The organism is Saccharomonospora marina XMU15 (assembly GCF_000244955.1).
Classification (GTDB): Bacteria; Actinomycetota; Actinomycetes; order Mycobacteriales; family Pseudonocardiaceae; genus Saccharomonospora_A; species Saccharomonospora_A marina.
The window spans coordinates 856,010-877,173 of sequence record NZ_CM001439.1; the positions used below are offsets into that span (position 1 = coordinate 856,010).

17 protein-coding genes and 1 rRNA gene are annotated in these 21,164 nt (G+C 67.7%); 10 read left to right on the forward strand and 8 right to left on the reverse strand.

Annotation, left to right across the window (positions count from 1 at the left end; genetic code table 11):
* Positions 1–79 precede the first annotated feature (79 nt).
* From SACMADRAFT_RS04065 to SACMADRAFT_RS04085, 5 genes are read left to right on the forward strand one after another with little or no spacing between them, the layout of a single operon-like run.
* Entirely contained in the window at positions 80–1,618 is a 1,539-nt protein-coding gene (locus SACMADRAFT_RS04065) for an ABC transporter ATP-binding protein (protein ID WP_009152514.1), read from the forward strand.
* Entirely contained in the window at positions 1,615–2,709 is a 1,095-nt protein-coding gene (locus SACMADRAFT_RS04070; RefSeq protein ID WP_009152515.1) for an ABC transporter permease, read from the forward strand. The genes SACMADRAFT_RS04065 and SACMADRAFT_RS04070 overlap by 4 nt, the downstream gene beginning before the upstream one ends.
* Positions 2,706–3,974: an ABC transporter permease gene (locus SACMADRAFT_RS04075; protein ID WP_009152516.1), complete on the forward strand. Its 1,269-nt coding sequence runs from the start codon at positions 2,706–2,708 to the stop codon at positions 3,972–3,974. The genes SACMADRAFT_RS04070 and SACMADRAFT_RS04075 overlap by 4 nt, the downstream gene beginning before the upstream one ends.
* Positions 3,975–4,373, forward strand: coding sequence for a cytidine deaminase (locus tag SACMADRAFT_RS04080; RefSeq protein ID WP_009152517.1), 399 nt, complete (start codon positions 3,975–3,977; stop codon positions 4,371–4,373).
* Positions 4,370–5,680 (forward strand): thymidine phosphorylase, encoded by a 1,311-nt coding sequence (locus tag SACMADRAFT_RS04085; RefSeq protein ID WP_009152518.1) that lies wholly within the window; start codon positions 4,370–4,372, stop codon positions 5,678–5,680. The genes SACMADRAFT_RS04080 and SACMADRAFT_RS04085 overlap by 4 nt, the downstream gene beginning before the upstream one ends.
* Positions 5,681–5,713: 33 nt before the next feature.
* Here SACMADRAFT_RS04085 and SACMADRAFT_RS04090 read toward each other — a convergent pair whose 3' ends face one another.
* Complete coding sequence (locus tag SACMADRAFT_RS04090) at positions 5,714–6,772, reverse strand: coiled-coil domain-containing protein (protein ID WP_009152519.1); 1,059 nt, start codon at positions 6,770–6,772, stop codon at positions 5,714–5,716.
* A gap of 231 nt (positions 6,773–7,003) precedes the next feature.
* Here SACMADRAFT_RS04090 and SACMADRAFT_RS04095 point away from each other — a divergent pair, with 231 nt between their 5' ends.
* The gene (locus tag SACMADRAFT_RS04095; RefSeq protein ID WP_009152520.1) at positions 7,004–8,110 is read left to right on the forward strand and encodes an adenosine deaminase; all 1,107 of its coding nucleotides are present in this window, start codon (positions 7,004–7,006) and stop codon (positions 8,108–8,110) included.
* Between the two features lie 21 nt (positions 8,111–8,131).
* On the opposite strand, the gene SACMADRAFT_RS04100 is transcribed toward SACMADRAFT_RS04095, so the two are convergent.
* Positions 8,132–9,418, reverse strand: coding sequence for a hypothetical protein (locus SACMADRAFT_RS04100; RefSeq protein ID WP_009152521.1), 1,287 nt, complete (start codon positions 9,416–9,418; stop codon positions 8,132–8,134).
* Between the two features lie 142 nt (positions 9,419–9,560).
* On the opposite strand from SACMADRAFT_RS04100, the gene SACMADRAFT_RS04105 reads away from it, so the two are divergent.
* Entirely contained in the window at positions 9,561–12,080 is a 2,520-nt protein-coding gene (locus SACMADRAFT_RS04105; RefSeq protein WP_009152522.1) for a DEAD/DEAH box helicase, read from the forward strand.
* A 58-nt stretch (positions 12,081–12,138) separates the two neighbouring features.
* Here SACMADRAFT_RS04105 and SACMADRAFT_RS04110 read toward each other — a convergent pair whose 3' ends face one another.
* From SACMADRAFT_RS04110 to SACMADRAFT_RS04130, 5 genes are read right to left on the reverse strand one after another with little or no spacing between them, the layout of a single operon-like run.
* A complete protein-coding gene (locus tag SACMADRAFT_RS04110; protein WP_009152523.1) occupies positions 12,139–13,005 on the reverse strand; it encodes an aldehyde dehydrogenase family protein in 867 nt (288 codons plus the stop codon).
* Positions 12,998–14,431: an aldehyde dehydrogenase family protein gene (locus tag SACMADRAFT_RS04115; RefSeq protein WP_009152524.1), complete on the reverse strand. Its 1,434-nt coding sequence runs from the start codon at positions 14,429–14,431 to the stop codon at positions 12,998–13,000. Before SACMADRAFT_RS04115 ends, SACMADRAFT_RS04110 begins: the two co-directional genes overlap by 8 nt.
* A 3-nt stretch (positions 14,432–14,434) precedes the next feature.
* Positions 14,435–15,388, reverse strand: coding sequence for a deoxyribose-phosphate aldolase (deoC, locus tag SACMADRAFT_RS04120; RefSeq protein ID WP_009152525.1), 954 nt, complete (start codon positions 15,386–15,388; stop codon positions 14,435–14,437).
* 52 nt (positions 15,389–15,440) lie between these two features.
* A complete protein-coding gene (locus tag SACMADRAFT_RS04125) occupies positions 15,441–16,679 on the reverse strand; it encodes a serine hydrolase domain-containing protein (protein WP_009152526.1) in 1,239 nt (412 codons plus the stop codon).
* A 22-nt stretch (positions 16,680–16,701) separates the two neighbouring features.
* The gene (locus tag SACMADRAFT_RS04130; protein WP_009152527.1) at positions 16,702–17,364 is read right to left on the reverse strand and encodes a DUF1707 SHOCT-like domain-containing protein; all 663 of its coding nucleotides are present in this window, start codon (positions 17,362–17,364) and stop codon (positions 16,702–16,704) included.
* A gap of 41 nt (positions 17,365–17,405) precedes the next feature.
* On the opposite strand from SACMADRAFT_RS04130, the gene upp reads away from it, so the two are divergent.
* Entirely contained in the window at positions 17,406–18,029 is a 624-nt protein-coding gene (gene upp / locus SACMADRAFT_RS04135; protein ID WP_009152528.1) for a uracil phosphoribosyltransferase, read from the forward strand.
* Between the two features lie 5 nt (positions 18,030–18,034).
* On the opposite strand, the gene SACMADRAFT_RS04140 is transcribed toward upp, so the two are convergent.
* Complete coding sequence (locus tag SACMADRAFT_RS04140) at positions 18,035–18,625, reverse strand: TetR/AcrR family transcriptional regulator (protein WP_009152529.1); 591 nt, start codon at positions 18,623–18,625, stop codon at positions 18,035–18,037.
* Between the two features lie 95 nt (positions 18,626–18,720).
* On the opposite strand from SACMADRAFT_RS04140, the gene SACMADRAFT_RS04145 reads away from it, so the two are divergent.
* Entirely contained in the window at positions 18,721–19,113 is a 393-nt protein-coding gene (locus SACMADRAFT_RS04145) for a MerR family transcriptional regulator (protein ID WP_009152530.1), read from the forward strand.
* A gap of 391 nt (positions 19,114–19,504) precedes the next feature.
* Positions 19,505–21,037, forward strand: a 16S ribosomal RNA gene (locus tag SACMADRAFT_RS04150).
* Positions 21,038–21,164 lie beyond the last annotated feature (127 nt).

Consider the following 21,164-nt stretch of genomic DNA (forward strand, 5'->3'; position numbering starts at 1 on the left):
AGTCCGTTTCGCGGGGCCCGTGGGCGTAACGCTCGACCACGGGCCCCCTCCGCCATCGTGACGGGGGACCTCACACAACATGACCGAAGCCGAACCGGCGGTCGAACTCACGGGGATAACCAAGCGATTCCCAGGTGTCGTCGCCAATTCCGACGTGACCCTGACCGTGCGCGCAGCCGAGGTACACGCCGTCTGCGGGGAGAACGGCGCGGGCAAGTCCACGCTGATGAAGATCCTCTACGGCATGCAGCAGCCCGACGAGGGCACCATCGCGGTGGAGGGCAGGCCCGTGCGGCTGCGCAACCCGCAGGACGCGATCAAGGCGGGCATCGGCATGGTGCACCAGCACTTCATGCTCGCCGACAACCTCACCGTGCGCGAGAACGTGCTGCTGGGAGCCGAGGGGCTGTACGGCATCGGCAGGGCGGCCACCGCCCGACTCGACACGCTCGCCGAGCAAACCGGGCTGCGCGTGGCGCCGGACACGCTCGTGGAGCGGCTCGGTGTCGCCGACCGGCAGCGCGTGGAGATCGTCAAGGTGCTCTACCGGGGTGCGCGCATCATCATCCTCGACGAGCCCACCGCCGTGCTCGTGCCGCAGGAGGTGGACGCGCTGTTTCACACCGTCCGCGACATGCGCGCGCGGGGCTACACGTTCCTCTTCATCTCCCACAAGCTCGACGAGGTCCGCGCCATCGCCGACAGGGTCACGGTGATCCGGGCCGGCACCACAGTGGGAACGGTCGCGCCAGGCACCGTGACCTCCCGCGAACTGGCCGAGATGATGGTGGGTTCGCAGTTGCCGAGTCCGCATACCCGCGAATCCGCCGTGACCGAGCGGCCGGTGCTGCGGGTGAGCGGGCTGCGGCTGACGGAGGAAGGGTCGCGGCGCGCCGTGCTCGACGACATCTCGTTGACCGTGCACGCGGGGGAGGTGCTCGGCGTGGCGGGCGTCGAAGGCAACGGGCAGACCGAACTGGTCGAGACCATCATGGGGTTGCGGCGGGCCAGCGCGGGCAACGTGGAACTGCTGGACCGCGCCGGTGAAGCCAAGGACCTCACCGGTTGCGGCACGCTCGCGAGGCGGGAGGCCGGCATCGGCTTCATCGCAGAGGACCGCACCCGGCACGGGTTGTTGCTCAGCCAGTCGTTGTGGCGCAACAGGATCCTCGGCTACCAGAGTCGAAGGCCCGTCAGCCGTGGTCAGTTGCTCGACCCGGCGGCCGCTCGCGCGGACACCGAGGCCATCGTGCGGCGCTACGACGTGCGGACCCCGAGCGTGGAGGTCGCCGCGGCGGCGCTGTCGGGGGGCAACCAACAAAAGCTCGTGGTCGGCAGGGAACTGTCGAACGATCCGGTCCTGCTCATCGCCTCCCACCCCACCCGAGGGGTGGACGTCGGGGCGCAGGCACTGATCTGGGAGCAGCTCAGGAAGGCGCGCCGGGAAGGGCTGGCCGTGCTGCTGGTGTCGGCCGACCTCGACGAGTTGATCGGCCTTTCCGACACCATCCGCGTCATGTTGCGCGGCAGGCTTGTCGAAACCGCCGACCCCGCGACGGTCACCCCGAGCGAGCTGGGTTCGGCGATGACGGGCGCCACGGCGGAGGAGGAAGCGTGAGTTCCTGGCGCATCGCGCTGCTGCCGCCCGCGCTGGCCGTGGGCTTCGCCGTGGTGCTGTCGTCGGCGGCGTTACTGGTGTCGGGGGCCGACCCGTTGCTGGCGTTCGCGACCATGGGATCGCAACTGCTGCGAGACACCACGGCCGTGGACACCGTCAACCTCGCGACCGTGTACTACCTCGCCGGGCTGGCTGTGGCGATCGGGTTCCAGATGAACCTGTTCAACATCGGCGTCGAGGGCCAGTACCGGTTCGCGGCCGTGGTCGCGGCGGTGACCGGTGCCGCACTTCACCTGCCGCCGGTGCTGCACGCGCTGGCGATCCTGGTGATCGCGGTGGCCTCCGGCGCGCTGTACGCGTTGCTGCCCGCGGTACTGAAGGTCACCCGCGGCGTGCACGAGGTGATCACGACGATCATGCTCAACTCGATCGTCTACGGGATCGTGGCCTTCCTGGTGAGCCCGGATCAGTTCGGGGTGCTGCACGGCAACAACGTCAGCACCGAGGAGATCGACCCCAGTGGCTGGATACCGGGGATACCGCTCGGTGCGGCGGGCACCGTGTTCGGCACGGTGATCCTGGCCGCCGCACTGGGGACGGGGTACTGGTTCATGCTCACCCGCACCAGGTTCGGCTTCGAGTTGCGCGCCAGCGGCGAGTCACCCACGGCCGCCGCGGCGGGCGGTGTGAACGCCAGGCGGATGACGGTGATCGCGATGCTGCTCTCCGGCGGCGTCGCCGGGCTGATCGCGATGCCGGAGCTACTCGGCCGCGATCACGTGTACGCGATCACCGCGACCCAGGGCTACGGTTTCACCGGCATAGCCGTCGCGTTGCTCGGCCGCAACCACCCCGTTGGCATCGCCATCGGCGCCTTGCTGTGGGCGTTCCTCGACAAGTCGGCGGTGTCGCTGGAGAGCATCCAGGTGCCCAGGGAGATCGCCACCATCATGCAGGGCACCATCGTGCTTTCCGTCGTGGTCGCCTACGAGATCGTCAAACGCGCCGACCTCGCGGCGCAGCAACGCAGGGTCGGCCAGGCAGGCCGAGGCGGCACGCCTGCCCCGGTGAGCGAAGGGGGCGCGGTATGACCACGACACTGGACCGGCGAACCCCCGAGCCGGGTTCGGAATCACCTGCCACTCGCCGGTTGCCGGGATGGGCCAGGGGCGCGCTGTGGGCCGCCGTCGCGATCGCGGTGCTGTCCACCACCTCGTACCTGACCGGAATGAGCACGCTGACCTCCAGCAGCACGGCGCAGACCGCGCTGCGGCTCGCGCTGCCTATCCTGCTCGCCGCGCTCGGCGGGCTGTGGGCGGAGCGCTCCGGGGTCATCAACATCGGGCTCGAGGGCATGATGATCCTGGGCACGTTCGGCGCCGCGTGGGGTGCCTACCACGGTGGTGTGTGGGCCGGGCTGCTCGCCGCGGTCGCCTTCGGTGCCCTCGGCGGGCTGCTGCACGCTGTGGCGACGGTGAGCTTCAACGTCAACCACATCGTTTCCGGTGTGGCGATCAACCTGCTCGGGCTCGGTGTCGCGAAGTACCTCGCGAACCTGCTTTTCGAGCCGATCTCGGGTAATCCGAGGCAGTCACCGCCGGTGCCGAAGTTCGACACCTACTCGGCCACGGTGCTGTCCGACTGGCTCGCCGGACTGGAGGAGGCCCAACGCGTCGGTATCTCCGACGTGGCGGGGCTGCTGCGTGGGCTTGTCACGGACGTGACGCCGCTGGCGCTGCTGGCGGTGTTGTTCGTGCCGCTGAGTTACTTCGTGCTGTGGCGGACCAGGTTCGGGTTGCGGCTGCGTTCGTGCGGCGAGAATCCGGTGGCCGCCGAGTCCCTCGGGGTCGACGTCTACCTGCACAAGTACGTGGCGCTGGTGGTCTCCGGCGCGTTCGCGGGGATGGGTGGGGCCTCGCTGGTGCTGATTCCGGGAGGTGCCGACTACCTGGAGAACCAGACGAACGGGCGCGGCTTCATCGGTCTGGCTGCCATGATCTTCGGCAACTGGCGGCCGGGAGGGCTGCTCGGTGGCGCTGCGCTGTTCGGCTACTCGGACGGCTTGCAGCTGTCCGGGGGAGGTCAGGCCGTGCTCGCTCTGTGCTACGGCGTGGTGCTGCTGCTGGTGGTTCTCGTGTTCGTGCTGCTGCTGCAGCGCCGCTGGGGCGGTGCGGGGCTGGCGCTCGCGGGGGCCGGTGCCCTTTACTACGTGTACTGGGCCAACGACGAACTGCCGAGGGACCTGATCCCGTACACGCCGCACTTCGTGACGATCATCGTGCTGGCTGTGGCGGCTCAGCGGCTGCGGCCGCCGAAAGCCATCGGGGCGAGGTACCGGCGCGGGGAGGGTGGCTAGATGGTGCAGGAGGACGTGGACTGGGAGCGGCTGCGTGCGGAGGCGGTGCGGGTAGCCGACCGCGCCTACGCGCCGTACTCGGGTTTGCGTGTCGGCGCGGCCGCGTTGCTGGCCGACGGCGGGGTGGTCACCGGCTGCAACGTCGAGAACGCCTCCTACGGGCTCTCGTTGTGTGCGGAGGCGACCCTGGTGGGGCAGTCGCGGCTCACCGGTGGGGGCAGGCTGGTGGCGCTGGCCTGCCGCGCGGCGACGGGAGAGCTGCTGATGCCGTGCGGACGTTGCCGCCAGCTCGTTTTCGAGTTGGGCGGCAACACGTGCCTTGTCGACACCCCGCTCGGCGCACGAGCGATGAGTGAGGTGCTGCCCGAAGCCTTCGGCCCCGCGGACCTTCCGTCGTGACCGGGGAGCCGTTCGCGGCGGTCGACGTCATCCGCACCAAGCGGGACGGCGGCAGGCTGACCGGCGAGCAGATCGACTGGGTGGTGGATGCCTACACCCGCGGTGTGGTCGCCGAGGAGCAGATGGCCGCGCTCGCGATGGCGATCTTCCTGCGCGGTATGGACCGGGGCGAGACCGCCCGCTGGACCGGCGCCATGATCGACTCCGGTGAGCGGTTGTCGCTGCGGACCGCGCGCCCGACGGTCGACAAGCACTCAACCGGCGGCGTCGGCGACAAGATCACCCTGGTACTGGCTCCCTTGGTGGCGACCTGCGGCGCGGCCGTGCCGCAACTGTCGGGCCGAGGGCTCGGGCACACCGGAGGGACGCTCGACAAGCTGGAGGCAATCCCCGGCTGGCGTGCCGAACTGTCGGCGGCCGAGATCGGCAGGCAGCTGGACGAGGTGGGGGCGGTGGTCTGCGCGGCCACGCCCACACTGGCGCCCGCCGATCGGCTGCTCTACGCCCTTCGGGACGTCACCGCCACCGTGGAGTCCGTTCCGCTGATCGCCAGCTCGATCATGAGCAAGAAGATCGCCGAGGGGTCACGGGCGCTCGTGCTCGACGTCAAGGCGGGCTCGGGCGCGTTCATGAAAACCCGCGAACGGGCACGGGAACTGGCGCGGGCGCTCGTCGACATCGGTACGGCGCACGGGGTGTCCACCACGGCTGTGATCACCGACATGAACGTGCCGCTCGGCTCCGCGGTCGGCAACGCGGTCGAGGTCGCCGAAGCCGTCGCCGTGCTGCGCGGTGGTGGCCCACCCGACGTGGTGGAACTGACGCTCGCGCTCGCGAGGGAGATGCTGGCAGCGGCCGGGCTGTCCGGCGTCGACCCGGCACCGGTGCTGGCTTCGGGCCAGGCCTACGAGACCTGGTGCCGCATGATTCGGGCGCAGGGCGGGGATCCCGAGGCGCCGTTGCCCGCACCCGCCCACAGCCACGTGGTGACCGCGCCGGAAACCGGGCTGCTCACCGGGCTGGACGCCTACTCGGTAGGAGTGGCCGCATGGCGGCTCGGCGCGGGCCGTGCCCGCAAGGAAGATCCGGTGCAGCCCGGCGCGGGCATCCGCTGCCTGGCCAAACCCGGTGACTTCGTCGAAGCCGGAGAGCCGTTGTTCGAGCTGCACACCGACACCCCGGAAGCGGTACCCGCCGCGCTGGGCGCGCTGAACGGGGCGTACCTGGTGACGGCGACCGGCACACCCGACGGCAGCGCGACCGCCGCAGGAAGGGACGGCATCGTGCTCGAAACGATCCGGTCGTGAGGCCGGAAGGGTCGCGACCCTTCCGGCCACCGCTCACTCCTCGGACTCGCCGCTCTCGCCCGAGGTGCCTGCCTTGGCCTTGGTCTCGGAGCCCTTCTGCTGGCGGCCGTTGCGGCGGCGAGGCTGCCTCGGCGCCGGTGCGGCCACCGCCACCGGCTGCGCCGCTGGACCGCCGCCGAGCATCAGCTCCGCGAACGTCGCCATCGCCTCGTCCAACTGCCCGCCGATGCGGCGCTCGGACTCCTCGTTGCTCCTGCGAACCACGGAGCTGAAGTAGTCGTTGTCCGGCTGCTTGGAAAGCGTGGTCTCGACCTTGGAAAGGCCGGACTTCAGCGAGCCGTCGAGGTCGCCGAGCTGGGCGACGAAGCCCTCCTCGACCTTGTCCAGCCTGCCTGCCAGCTCGTCGAGGCGAGCGGTGACCTTCTCCAGCCGGTCGCCGAGCGTGTCAAGCCGCTGCGAGGAATCCACCATCTCGGCGGTCTCGGTGAGGGCGTTACGCAGCGACTCGGTGGTGGCGCCGATGCGCTCCTTGTTGTCGGTGTCGAGCCGCTCGACGCGCTCCTTGACGTTGGACTCCAGCAGGTCGATGCGCTCGCGTACGGGCCCGTGCACCGCCAGCGGCAACCCGTCGATCTTGTCGTCCTGCTTGTCGAGGTGCCCGCCGAGTTCGTCGAGCCTGCGGTGGATGTTCTCCAGCTTGTCCTCGAGCCCGTCCATCCGGCCCGCTACGCCCTCGAACCTGGCCGCGACCCCGTCCAACCGCCCGTCGAGCTGGGCGAAGGGCTTGGCCAGCTTGTCGACGATCGACTCGACCGCCCTCGCCAGGTCGGCCAGCGCGTTGTCCTGCGCCTCCAGCCTGGACATGGCCTCGTCAAGGCGTTCGGCGAGGACGCTGACCTCGGTGCGGTCGGGCAGTTCGGACAGCCGCTTGCGCACCGCGCCGAGCGAGTCCACCGGCGCCAGCCGGGCGTAGATGTCGTCGAGCGCGTCGAAGATCTGCTGCTGTTCGCTCTCTCGGACCTCGGCCGCGCGCACGAGCATGTTGCGCATGCGGTCGAAGGACGGGGCTGCGAGGTGGTTTTCAGTCGTCACTGCGGTTGTCCTTCTTCGACGGGGGAAAGACCTGGACGTAGTGGGCAGCCTAGCGATCGAACCACTGCGGAGGGTATCGCCCCCGGCTAATTGCCATTGACGTGCAACTCCGGCGAGCTAATAACGAGACGATCTCTCTGCGGAGGGTTGAGTGGAGGTCGAGACTTCCGTCCCCTTCGAGTGACGGCGGTGGATCGATCGAATGAGGGCAATCCTGGGTACCGTCGAGCCATGTCGACGAGAACCGTTCCGACGCTGCAAGCCCTGCGCAGCGCACCGAAGGTGCTACTGCACGACCATCTCGACGGCGGACTGCGGCCACGAACGGTGGTGGAGTTGGCCGAGTCCACCGGCTACCGCGGCCTGCCCACCACCGATGTCGCCGAACTGAGCCGGTGGTTTCAGCAGGCAGCCGACTCCGGCTCGCTGGAGTCGTACCTGGAGACCTTCGCCCACACCTGCGGGGTCATGCAGACCGAGGACGCGCTTGCGCGGGTGGCCGCCGAATGTGTGGAAGACCTTGCCGCCGACGGCGTCGTCTACGCCGAGGTGAGATACGCGCCCGAACTGTTCGTCGAGCGCGGACTCAAGCTCGAGGCCGTGATCGAGGCGGTGCTCTCGGGTATCGCCGAGGGCAAACGCCGTGTGGAGCGGCGGGGGCACCGCATCCACGTCGGTTCGTTGCTGTGTGCGATGCGCCAGCACGCGAGGGCGCTGGAGATCGCCGAGTTGGCGGTTCGCTACCGCGATGCGGGCGTTGTCGGGTTCGACATCGCGGGGCCGGAAGCAGGCTTCCCGCCGACCAGGAACCTGGACGCATTCGAATACATCAGGGTCAACAACGCGCACTTCACCATTCACGCGGGCGAGGCGTTCGGGCTGGCCTCCATCTGGGAGGCGATCCAGCACTGCGGGGCGGAGCGGCTCGGGCACGGAGTCCGCATCGTGGACGACATCAAGGCCTCGCCCGACGGCGCCACCGAACTGGGCAGGCTCGCCGCCTACGTGCGTGACCGGCGTATCCCGCTGGAGATCTGCCCCTCCTCCAACGTGCAGACGGGCGCCGCCGCGTCGATCGCCGAGCATCCGATAGGGCTGCTCGCCAAGTTGCGGTTCCGCGTCACGGTCAACACCGACAACCGGCTGATGAGCGGCTGCACGCTGTCCTCGGAGTTCGCCGCGCTGGTGGACACGTTCGGCTACGGCTGGGCGGACGTGCAGTGGTTCACCATCAACGCGATGAAGTCGGCGTTCATCGACTTCGACCAGCGGCTCGACATCATCAACAATGTGATCAAACCCTGGTATTCGGACCTGGTCAGCAAGCCGTTGCTCTAGCCGTGAAGCGGCAGGCCCCGGTCAGTTGACGTGCAGCCTGCCCTCGAAGGATTCCACCAGCGAACGCCAGGCCTTCTGCTCGGCGTCGAACGGAGGGCTCGGAGCGAGCCGGGTCGGGTCCGGCCGCAGCACGAAGGACACCAGCCAGCCGAGACTCTCCGAGTGCGAGAGTGCCTCCGCCACGCTGTCGTCACCGGCCCAGTCAGCCGCGTCACGCAGCAACTCCACGGCCAGCTCGAGCTGGGTAGGGTCGATCGCCCGCAGGCCTTCCGCGATGTCGGCGTCGAGACCCGCGAGCACGTAGGTGTTGTCGGGATCGACCTCCACCTCGAGCTCGCCCGCGGTCGCGCTGGTCACTACCTCGTCCCAAGTGGACACCTCGGCGAGGTCGGTGTCGGAGAGCTGACCGGCGTCGGCGAGCGCGCGGGCGAGCGCCTTCTCCGAGCCGAAGACCTCGATCCTGCCGTTCGTGCCGAGGAAGATCGGCTCGTCGTCGAGGTAGCAGCGCAGCGTGTAGTACTCCCCGGTCGAGGTGACGATCTTGATGGGGTCGATGCCCACCTCGGCCCACAGCCCGGCAGGCTCGTCGGCCTCCTCCTCGTCCTCCTCCTCGTCCTCCTCGTCGTCCTCGCCGTCGGACTCGGCATCCACCGTGTCGAGGTCGTCGTCCTCTGAGTCGACCCCGGCCTCTGCCTCCGCGGACTCCTCGTGGAAGGCGGCGAGTTCCTCCGTGGTTTCCTCCAGCGTCGCCGCGTCCACGTCCGGAACCGTCACCAGCTCGTCGATGGTGTCCAGCACGACGTCCCACTTCTCGGAGACCGTCTTGGACAACTCGGTCCACAGCCGCCCGCCCTCGCGGCCGGTGAACGGAAGCTGACCCTGGTCCAGCAGCGAGAACGCCTCGCAGCCGTCCAGCACCTCGTGGACCTCGTCCAGCTCGCACACGTCGGCCAGCGACCGGACGATGCCCACGATCTCGGCCAGCTCGGACAGCGTCCACGAGTCCGGGGTCTCGGCCACCAGCTCAGGCACGCCGACCAGGTCGTAGGAGTGGTCGTCGTCGGGAATCAGCTCCGGCACGTTCAGTGCGGGAACCGCCTCCCACGCGGGGTGGTCGATCAGATCGTGCTGCTCCGCGGTGCGGACGTACGCCGCGAGGTGCGCGGCGTCGGGGAAGGCGTAGAGATCGTCCTCGTCGCCGAGGAAGGCCTCCCACTCCTCGCCGTCCTCCCGCCATCGTGGCGCCCACAGGGTCACCAGGTCGCCTTGTGGCAGCCCGAGTTCGATCGGGATGATATCCTGTGCCATTCCGCCCTCCGGAACACCTGTGCACGTGCCGGTCTGATGTTGGAGCTGGAACCGGACGCGATAGGCGAAGCCTACGGGTTCCGGTCCCGCACCGCGATCACCCCTCACTTCCCGGCGCCGGGATGACACGATCTAGGCCACGATGACTGACTCCTTGACTGATCGCCTACCACGCGACCCCGACCCGGACACGCTCTTCGAAGCATTCTCCACCTGGACCGTCGAGCGTGGCTTCGAACTCTACCCGGCGCAGGAAGAGGCGCTGATCGAAGTCGTCTCCGGCGCCAACGTCATTCTGTCCACCCCGACCGGTTCGGGAAAGAGCCTCGTGGCCGTCGGCGCGCATTTCGCGGCGCTGGCGCACGGCAAGCGCAGCTTCTACACCGCGCCGATCAAGGCGCTGGTCTCGGAGAAGTTCTTCTCCCTCGTCGAGGTCTTCGGCGCCGACAACGTCGGCATGATGACCGGGGACTCCAGCGTGAACGCCGACGCCCCGATCATCTGCTGCACCGCCGAGATCCTGGCGAACATCGCACTGCGGTTCGGCGCTGACGCGGACGTGGGCCAAGTCGTCGCCGACGAGTTCCACTTCTACTCCGAACCGGACCGGGGCTGGGCCTGGCAGGTGCCGCTGCTGGAGCTGCCGAGAGCACAGTTCGTGCTCATGTCGGCCACGCTGGGCGATGTCTCCTTCTTCGAGAAGGATCTGACCCAACGAACCGGCAGGTCCACGGCCGTGGTCACCTCCGCGCAGCGTCCGGTGCCGCTGACGTTCCGCTACGCGCTCACCCCGATGCACGAGACCGTCTCCGAACTGCTGCACGGCGGGCAGGCACCGGTCTACGTGGTGCACTTCTCGCAGGCCGCCGCGGTGGAGCGGGCACAGGCGCTGATGAGCATCAACGTCGCCAGCCGCGCGGAGAAGGACGCCATCGCCGAGGCGATCGGCGACTTCCGGTTCTCGGCGGGGTTCGGCAAGACCCTGTCGCGGCTGGTGCGCCACGGCATCGGCGTGCACCACGCGGGGATGTTGCCGAAGTACCGCAGGCTGGTGGAGCAGCTCGCCCAGGCCGGGCTGCTCAAGCTGATCTGCGGCACCGACACTCTCGGCGTCGGCATCAACGTGCCCATCCGCACAGTCGTGCTGTCGGCTCTCACGAAGTTCGACGGAACCCGCCAGCGCCACCTCAAGGCGCGCGAGTTCCACCAGATCGCGGGCAGGGCGGGCCGTGCGGGCTACGACACCGACGGCTACGTGGTGGTGCAGGCTCCCGACCACGTCATCGAGAACGCCAAGGCGTTGCAGAAGGCGGGCGACGACCCGAAGAAGAAGCGCAAGATCGTGCGCAAGAAGGCTCCGGAAGGCTTCGTCAACTGGACCGAGAGCACCTTCGAGCGGTTGGTGGCGGCGGAGCCGGAGCCGCTGAAGTCCAGTTTCACCGTGAGCCACTCGATGCTGTTGAACGTGATCTCCCGGCCGGGAAACGCCTTCGCCCACATGCGACACCTGCTTGAGGACAACCACGAGGACCGGCCTGCCCAGCGCAGGCACATCCTGCGCGCCATCGCGATCTACCGCGCGCTGCTGGCCGCCGGTGTGGTCGAGCGGCTCGACGAGCCCGACGAGCAGGGCCGTACCGTCCGGCTCACGGTGGACCTGCAGTTCGACTTCGCGCTCAACCAACCGCTTTCGCCGTTCGCGCTGGCTGCCATCGAACTGCTCGACCCCGAGTCACCGTCCTACGCACTCGACGTCGTCTCCGTCGTCGAATCTACTGTGGACGACCCGAAGCAGGTGCTGTCCCAGCAGCAGTTCAAGGCACGGAACGAGGCGATCGCCGAGCTCAAGGCGCAGGGTGTGGAGTACGAAGCGCGCATGGAGTTGCTCGAGGACATCACGTATCCCAAACCGCTCGAGGAACTGCTGCACGCCGCATACTCGCGTTACCGGCAGGGCCACCCATGGGTCGCCGACTACGAGCTTTCGCCGAAGTCGGTGGTGCGCGACATGTACGAGCGCGCCATGAACTTCGTGGAGTACATCGGTTTCTACGGCCTCGCACGCTCGGAGGGCGTGCTGCTGCGCTACCTCGCCGGCACCTACGACGCGCTGCGGCGCACGGTGCCCGACGACGCCAAGACGGAGCCGTTGCAGGATTTGATCGAATGGCTCGGGGAGTTGGTGCGGCAGGTCGACTCCAGCCTGCTGGACGAGTGGGAGGCGCTGCGCCACCCCGACGAGGCGCCACTTTCGAAGCAGGAGGGTGGCAGCCGGCCCGACGGTCCGCCGCCGGTGACCCGCAACGAGCGCGCGTTTCGCGTGCTGGTGCGCAACGAGATGTTTCGGCGGGTCCAACTCGCGGCGAGGGAGGCCTACGCCGCCCTCGGCGAGCTGGACGGGGGGTCCGGCTGGGACGCCGATGCCTGGGAGCGGGCGCTGGCGGACTACTACGCCGAGTACGACGAGATCGGTACCGGCCCCGACGCCAGGGGTCCTGCGCTGCTGCTTGTCGAGCCCGAGCAGGACGTGTGGCGGGTCCGGCAGATCCTCGACGATCCGGAAGGCAACCACGACTGGGGCATCAGCGCCGAGGTGGACCTCAAAGCCAGCGACGCGGCAGGTGCCGCCGTAATCGTCGTGACGGAGGTGAACCAGCTCTGACCCGCGAGTCCCCCGTTCCTGCCCGCGAGTCCCGCGTTCCCGCCCGCGAGTTCTGCGTTCAGGGGCCCATCGGGTGCCACACCGTCTTGGCTTCCAGGTAGTGCCGAAGCCGGGTCAGACCGGGACGTGCTGTCCAGTCCGGCTCGTCTTCGGCGACCGCCAGCACACGCTTCACCGTCGCGGCGGCCTCCCGAGCGATCTCGACCCGGCCCATCGGCCCGGCACCTGTGGGATCGATAGCGTTCACGTCCGCGTGCGAGGCCAGCCACGGGCCCAGTTCACCCGCTCTGCCGGTCAGCACGTTCACCACGCCGCCAGGCACGTCAGAGGTCGCCAGCACCTCCGACAACGTGACAGCAGGCAGCGGGCGTTGCGCACTGCTCACCACCACCGCGGTGCATCCGGTGGCCAGCACCGGGGCGAGCACGCTGACCAGCCCCAGCAGCGACGAGTCCTGCGGCGCGAGCACCCCGGCCACTCCGGTGGGTTCCGGGACGGTGAACGAGAAGTAGGGGCCCGCCACCGGGTTGGCCGCGCCCAGCACGGCCGCGACCTTGTCCGTCCACCCCGCGTACCACACCCACCTGTCCACGGTGGCGTCCACGACAGCCTGCGCCTTGCGAGGCGATATCCCCTCGGCATCGGCAACCTCGGTGACGAACTGCTCGCGCCGACCCTCGAGCAGCTCGGCAACCCGGTACAGCACCTGGCCCCGGTTGTAGGCGGTGGCCCCGGACCACACCGGAAACGCCGCGCGCGCGGCCGTCACCGCATCGCGCAGATCCTTGCGAGAGGCATGCGACGCGTTGGCCAGGAACCGCCCCTTCGTGTCGGTGACCGGGTAGGTACGCCCGGACTCGGAGCGGGGGAACGCGCCACCGATGTAGAGCTTGTAGGTCTTGGCCACGCTCACTCGATCAGACATGCAGGTAAGCCTCCAGCCCGATCCGACCACCCTCACGACCGAATCCCGACTCGCGGTAGCCGCCGAAAGGTGCGGCGGGGTCGAACCGGTTGAACGTGTTCGCCCACACCACGCCCGCGCGCATCCGCTGCGCCAGCCACAGGATGCGCGAGCCCTTCTCGGTCCAGATACCCGCCGACAACCCGTAGCGGGTGTTGTTCGCCTTCGCGACGGCCTCGGCCGGGGTACGGAAGGTCAGCACGGAAAGCACCGGGCCGAAGATCTCCTCCCTCGCGATCCGCATCGACTGCTCCACGTCGGAGAAAACGGTCGGTGGGAAGAAGAACCCCTGATCCGGCAGCGGGCACGGGCTCGACCACCGCTGTGCGCCCTCGGCCTCACCCGTGGCGACGAGTTCGTTGATCCTCGCCAGCTGTTCCGCCGAGTTGATCGCCCCGATGTCGGTGTTCTTGTCCAGCGGGTCGCCCAGTCGCAACGCCCCGATCCTGGCGCGCAGCCGGTCGAGCAACTCCTGCGCTACCGACTCCTGGACCAGCAACCGGGAACCGGCACAGCACACGTGCCCCTGGTTGTAGAAGATGCCGTCGACGATGCCTTCCACGGCCTGGTCCAGCGGGGCGTCGTCGAACACCACGTTGGCCGCCTTGCCGCCGAGTTCGAGGGTCAGCCGCTTGCCGGTGCCCGCCAGTTCCCGCTGGATTCGTTTGCCCACCTCGGTCGACCCCGTGAACGCCACCTTGTCGACGTCGGGATGAGCGACAACGGCGGCGCCGACGCCATCGCCACCCGGCACGATGTTGACCACACCGTCGGGCAGGTCCGCCTGCGCGCAGATCTCGGCGAAGACGAGCGCGGTCAGCGGCGTGGTAGGGGCGGGCTTGAGCACCACCGTGTTTCCGGTCGCCAGTGCGGGCGCGACCTTCCACGCGAGCATCAGCAACGGGAAGTTCCAGGGGATCACCTGGGCCGCCACACCGAGCGGCCGGGGGTCGGGGCCGAGTCCCGCGTAGTCGAGCTTGTCGGCCCAGCCGGCGTGGTAGAAGAAGTGCGCTGCCGCGCCGGGAACGTCGGCGTCTCGCGACTGGCTGATCGGCTTGCCGTTGTCCAGTGTCTCCAGCACGGCCAGTTCCCGTGCCCGCTCCTGGACGAGCCTGGCGATGCGGAAGACGTACTTCGCCCGCTCGGTGCCGGGCAGCTTGCTCCAGGTGTGCTCGTAGGCGCGCCTCGCGGCCCGCACCGCGTTGTCCACATCCGACTCCGAGGCGGTGTCGACGTCCGCCAGCACCTCACCGGTCGCCGGGTTGACCGTCTGCATCGGCTCGCCGGAACCGGCTACGAACTCACCGCCGATGAACGGGCGGTAGCGCTGCTTCAGGTTGGCGATCTCCGCGGACTCCGGCGCGGGCGCGTATTCCCATTGGCTCATCGATCAGTCCAGTGTGAGGTGGTCGGGACTGCTGTAGTGGCCTTCCAGCTGCGTTCGCCGCTGCAACAGCAGATCGTTGAGCAGGCTGGACGCACCCAACCGGAACAGCGCGGGCTCCAGCCAACTCTCGCCCGCCACCTCGCGAACCGCCACCAGGTAACGGATGGCGTCCTTGGTGGTGCGGATACCGCCCGCCGGTTTCACACCGCGCCGCTGTCCTGTCGCCTCGCGAAAATCGCGAACGGCCTGCAACAGCACGTGCGTCACCGGCAGCGTCGCGGCGGGGGAGATCTTGCCGGTGGAGGTCTTGACGAAGTCGCCGCCTGCGAGCAGCGCGAGCCAACTCGCCCTTCGCACATTGTCGTAGGTGCCCAGCTCACCGGTTTCCAGGATGACCTTCAGCCGGGCCTGGCCGCACGCCGCCTTCACAGCGACGATCTCGTCGAACACCGCGCCGTAGCGGCCCTCGAGAAAGGCGCCCCGGTCGATCACCATGTCCACCTCGGTCGCTCCGGAGGACACCGCGAGCGACACCTCGGCCAGCTTCACGTCCCGGCCGGAGCGTCCGGAGGGAAACGCCGTGGCGACACTGGCCACCTCGATGCCACTTTTCCGCAGTGCGTGGCTCGCGGTCTCGACCAGGTCCGGGTACACGCAGACCGCCGCCACCTTGGGCGTGTCCGGATGGCCGGGGTCCGGTTGCCGCGCCTTGGCGGCCATGGCGCGCACCTTGCCCCTGGTGTCGGCACCCTCGAGGGTGGTCAGATCGATCATGGCGATGGCGGCGTCGATGGCCCACAGCTTCGCGGCCTTCTTGATGCTGCGGGTTGCCAGGCTCGCCGCCCGCTGTTCCAGCCCCACCTGGTCCACGCCGGGCAGCCCGTGCAGGAACCGGCGCAGGCTCTGCTCGTCGCGGACCGCATCGGCGAATTCGGCGGGCAAGGTAGCTGTCGCCATGGCATGGGAGCGTAGCCGCAGACCTGCGGCCGGGGCAGCCGCACAGCCGTGGTCAGCGGCCGTTCATCGGGCCCAGCGCGAGCAACCGGGGCAGTGTGGTCGCGAGTCGCGTCGTGCGTGCCGTCGTCGTGGTTTCGAGTTCGCAGAACGCCGCGGCGGCGACCTGGAACCGCGCCACCAGCGAGTCGATCGGCGCGGTGATATTGCGGGTGCCCACGGTGGTGATCTGGGTGCTCGCCGACTCGTCGTGCAGGCTGTAGGTGCCGAAACCGGGAAGCGAACCGTCGTGGCCCCACACGAAGGTGCCCTCGCCGCACGGCGGCAGTGGCAGCCGGGCAAGGCCGAGTCCGTAGTCGAACCCGGCGTACTCGCCGTTGCCGTCCAGTGCGGGCACGGTCTGCTTCATCTGCGCGAGCGTGTCCGCGCTCAGCAACCTGCCCCGCAGCAGCGCTCGGAAGAAGCGGTTCACGTCCGTGGTGGTGGAGACCATGCTCCCTGAGCCGAAATAGCGCGAGTAGTTGTAGACGGTGACGTCGGTGAGTCCCCGGGGCGGCTGGTAGAGCTGCTCGTATCCGTGGCCCGCCGCCCGGGTGAGCAGCGGCTGGTCGCGGACCAGTTCGGTGTCGAAAAGCCGAAGTGGCCGCAGGATGCGGTCGGCGAGCGCCACTTCGATGGGTTGCTTCGTGATCTTCTCGACCAGCATCGCGAGCACCGTGTACCCGATGTTGGAGTAGGCCCAACTGGTGCCCGGCTCGAACCGCAGCGGCGTGTCCGCGGTCGCGGACCTCACCACTTGCTCGGGGGTGAGGCTGACGAACCGTTCGGTGTCGACCTCGGGCAGCGACTGCCAGCCGAGTTCGGGCGGCAGGTCCCTCGGCAGGCCGCTGGTGTGTTGGAGCAACTGCCGCACCGTGATCGGCTCCGGGTACGGCAGCAGCCCGGGAAGGTGGCCTGCGACCGGGTCGTCGAGTCCGATCCTGCCTTCCTGGACGAGTTGGAGCACGAGCGTGGCCGTGAAGGTTTTCGACACGCTGGCTATCCGGAAGCGGCCCCGCTGCCGCGGTTCTCGGCCCGTGTGTACGTCACCGACGCCGCTGCCCGCGCTCCAGCGGCCGGTGTGGTCCACGACGGCAGCGATGACGCCGGGCGTACCGGTTTCCACGGCCTGGTCCATGGCCGCCCGAACGTCGGCCTGTCCCGGCGGCGCGGCGGCCGAAGGGATGCCTGGCGCGACCGTCGCGATGACGGCGCAGCTGATGACGGTCGCCGCGAAGCGGACGGCGTGCCGCATGTGAATACCCCCAGTGTGGCTGCTATTCGAGTTGTGTCTGTCCGTTGCGCTGCTCGCGGTCGCGCGGAACGCGCTTGACCTCGACCCCGCCCATCAGCGCGAGTCCGTTGATCTTGACGACCGGTGCGCCTTCCGGGGCCGAGTCCGCAGCGCCATGTTTGTCCTTGGTTTCGAAGGCACCCATGAACCCGATGCCGGTGACGTCGACGACGATGTCGTCGGGAACGGTGATGTCGATGCCGCCCATCACGGCGACCGCCGTGATGGTGCAGTGTTTCTCGGCGAACCTCGCCTTGCGCAGATCGATCTCCACGCCGCCCCAGAACGCGAAGCTGTTGTGCTGGGCGGGCAGCACCCAGTTGCCCTTCCTGGTGGCTCCCGAAAGCACGCCGATCGAGAACGTCGAGCCGGGTGTGCCGCCGATCCGCTTGTCCGGCAGGTTCTCGCCCGCGGGTGGCTGCGTGACCTGCGCGTGTGACACCGAGGCGCCTGGCAGATCGACAAGTACCGGCTCCAACTCGCCCAGTGTCTTGGCCGCGTACACCGTGCCGAGCCGTTCCTCCAGCTCGGCCATCGTTATGCGGCCCTCGCTCATCGCGTTGTGCAGTAGTTGTGCCACACGTTCGCGGTCGGCGTCCGAGGCCCTCAGTTGTTTGGGATCGGGGCGCTGCGGCTGTTCCGTCACGATGCCACCCTATCGCTTCGGCGGCGGATAGGGTGTCTGTTATGGACGTGCTCGTCGTCGACCACCCGCTGGCCAGGGCAAGGCTGTCAACCATGCGTGACGCCCGCACCGACAGCGCCGCGTTCCGCGCCGCCCTGCACGAGCTCACCGTCATGTTGATCTACGAGGCCACGCGGGACGCGTCACTGGTGACAGAGCGAATCCACACGCCCGTGGCACGCACGGACGGCTTCCGGCTGGCGAAGCCGCCGTTGCTGGTGCCGGTGTTGCGGGCGGGGCTGGGCATGGCCGACCAGGCGCACAAGCTCATCCCCGAGGCTCAGATGGGGTTCGTGGGGCTGGCGCGGGACGAGGCGACATTGCGGCCGACGCCGTACATGGAGTCGCTGCCGGAGTCACTGGCGCAGTCACCGGTGTTCGTCCTCGACCCGATGCTGGCCACCGGCGGCTCCATGGAATACACGATCAGGCTACTGATGGAGCGTGGCGCCACCGACGTGACGGCGGTGTGCGCGCTGGCCGCTCCGGAGGGGCTCAAGCGGCTGGAGGAGGCCGACCTGCCGCTACGGGTGGTCACCTGCAGCATCGACGAGCGGCTCAACGACTCCGGGTTCATCGTGCCCGGTCTCGGCGACGCAGGGGACCGGCAGTACGGAGCGGTGTGAGTCCCTCAGCGGCGCCAGCCTTCCGCATGTGCCCGGAGCGCGCGCCGGTAGGTGGTGCACATGTCGAACTCACCAGGCAGCATGTGGCTGAGTTCGAGGGATACCAGCCCGTGCACGCAGGCCCAGTAGCCGACGGCGATGACGTCGGTACCGGCGTCCACGAGGGCCCCCGCCGCGATGCCGGCGCGTACCCGGTCCCACAGCGGTCGCAATGCCTGCCTGGCGAGTTCACCGCAGGCCGCGTCCGGTTCGAAGCCGGGTACCGCGTTGGTGAACATGATCGGGTACAGCCTGCGGTCGGCCAACGCACTAGACCGATACTCAAGGCCGATGCGAACCAGGTCCTCGAAGACGTCGTTGGTGGGTGGCACGGCCCGCAGCCGGGCCCCGAACCGGCGGAAGCCCTCGACGTAGAGTTCGTTGACGAGGCCGGGCTTGTTGCCGAACAGTGAGTACACCGCGGTGGTGGACGTACCGACGGCACCGGCGAGCCTGCGCAGACTCAGTGCCTTGACTCCCTCGTCCGCGAGCAGCTCGCCTGCCCGGTCCAGCAGCCGTTGCCGTAGCGCGTCGTCGTGCGTTCTCGGGCGTGGCACCTCGACACCATATCGGGACCCGGTGCCCGAACAGCCTGAAAGCGGCTACGTCAGCGGTTGACCTGGAGTGTGCTCCAGGTCGTAGCGTCGGCTTCATGGGCTACCCGATAGCGGAAGCGGCCAGACGTAGTGGGTTGTCGATCGACACCCTCCGGTACTACGAGCGGATCAAGCTGCTCGACCCGCCCGCCAGGGACGCGTCGGGCAGGCGGGTCTACTCCGACGCGGATCTGGTGTGGTTGCGGTTGCTGACGAAGTTGCGAGGGACCGGCATGTCGATCAGGCGGATGCGCGAGTACGCGGCTCTGCGAAAGCTCGGGGCAGCGAGCGCAGGCAGGCGAAAGGCCATGCTCGTGGAGCAGCGCGTGGCACTGGCCGAACGCATCACGCAGCTGCGGGCCAGCCTCGAACTGCTCGATTACAAGATCGACAACTATGAGCGGATGGAGCGCGAGGGCTCCAAGGTCCGCCTCGACGCGTCCACCTAACGCAGGTCGAGCGGAGCCCGGCAGGCGACGGCGGGGCTGACCTGCGGTGATCGACTTAGGGCACCCCCCTGTTCAGGGGTCGATCAGCGGTGTGTAATCTTTTCTTCGTCGCCGGGGAGACCGGGCCGGGCTGGGAGATGCCGGGCGCGGGTTACCAGGCGGGGGAATAGGAACCAGACTGCCGACGTTGAGTAGTGTGGGTATTCCCCGAGGTCCGAGTGGCCGACTCTCATCATGAACGAGCATTCAAGTTCGGATGAGTCGCGCTCGGATCACCGAAGCGATGTTTTGTGTTGTTTGAGAACTCAACAGTGTGCTAGCAGATTTTGTGTTTGTGGTGTTTGTTTTTTGTGGCCCCTTGTTTTTTGTGGGGTTTGTGAGTTCAGGGTTTTTGTTGGAGAGTTTGATCCTGGCTCAGGACGAACGCTGGCGGCGTGCTTAACACATGCAAGTCGGACGCTGAAGCTCAGCTTGCTGGGTGGATGAGTGGCGAACGGGTGAGTAACACGTGGGTAATCTGCCCTGTACTTCGGGATAAGCCTTGGAAACGGGGTCTAATACCGGGTAGGACACATCGTCGCATGGTGGTGTGTGGAAAGCCTTTCGGGGTGGTATGGGATGAGCCCGCGGCCTATCAGCTTGTTGGTGGGGTGATGGCCTACCAAGGCGGTGACGGGTAGCCGGCCTGAGAGGGTGACCGGCCACACTGGGACTGAGACACGGCCCAGACTCCTACGGGAGGCAGCAGTGGGGAATATTGCACAATGGGCGCAAGCCTGATGCAGCGACGCCGCGTGAGGGATGACGGCCTTCGGGTTGTAAACCTCTTTCGCCCAGGACGAAGGGTTTCGGCTTGACGGTACTGGGAGAAGAAGCACCGGCTAACTACGTGCCAGCAGCCGCGGTAATACGTAGGGTGCGAGCGTTGTCCGGAATTATTGGGCGTAAAGAGCTCGTAGGCGGTGTGTCACGTCTGCCGTGAAAACCTACGGCTTAACCGTGGGCGTGCGGTGGATACGGGCATCACTTGAGTTCGGTAGGGGAGACTGGAATTCCTGGTGTAGCGGTGGAATGCGCAGATATCAGGAGGAACACCGGTGGCGAAGGCGGGTCTCTGGGCCGATACTGACGCTGAGGAGCGAAAGCGTGGGGAGCGAACAGGATTAGATACCCTGGTAGTCCACGCTGTAAACGTTGGGCGCTAGGTGTGGGGTGCTGTTCACGTGTCCCGTGCCGTAGCTAACGCATTAAGCGCCCCGCCTGGGGAGTACGGCCGCAAGGCTAAAACTCAAAGGAATTGACGGGGGCCCGCACAAGCGGCGGAGCATGTGGATTAATTCGATGCAACGCGAAGAACCTTACCTGGGCTTGACATGCATCAGACGCATCCAGAGATGGGTGTTCCCTTGTGGTTGGTGTACAGGTGGTGCATGGCTGTCGTCAGCTCGTGTCGTGAGATGTTGGGTTAAGTCCCGCAACGAGCGCAACCCTTGTCCTATGTTGCCAGCGGGTAATGCCGGGGACTCGTGGGAGACTGCCGGGGTCAACTCGGAGGAAGGTGGGGATGACGTCAAGTCATCATGCCCCTTATGTCCAGGGCTTCACACATGCTACAATGGCTGGTACAGAGGGTGGCGATACCGTGAGGTGGAGCGAATCCCTTAAAGCCGGTCTCAGTTCGGATCGTAGTCTGCAACTCGACTGCGTGAAGTCGGAGTCGCTAGTAATCGCAGATCAGCAGTGCTGCGGTGAATACGTTCCCGGGCCTTGTACACACCGCCCGTCACGTCACGAAAGTCGGTAACACCCGAAGCCCATGGCCCAACCCCTGTTGGGGAGGGAGTGGTCGAAGGTGGGACTGGCGATTGGGACGAAGTCGTAACAAGGTAGCCGTACCGGAAGGTGCGGCTGGATCACCTCCTTTCTAAGGAGCAACTGTTCCGCGGTTGTTCGTGGATTTTTGTGAACCGCCACAAATGTGTCCCTGTGCTGTGTTCTGCCCTGTTGTGGGGTGGTGGTGTGGGGGTCTGCTGGTGCGCTGTTGGGTTTTG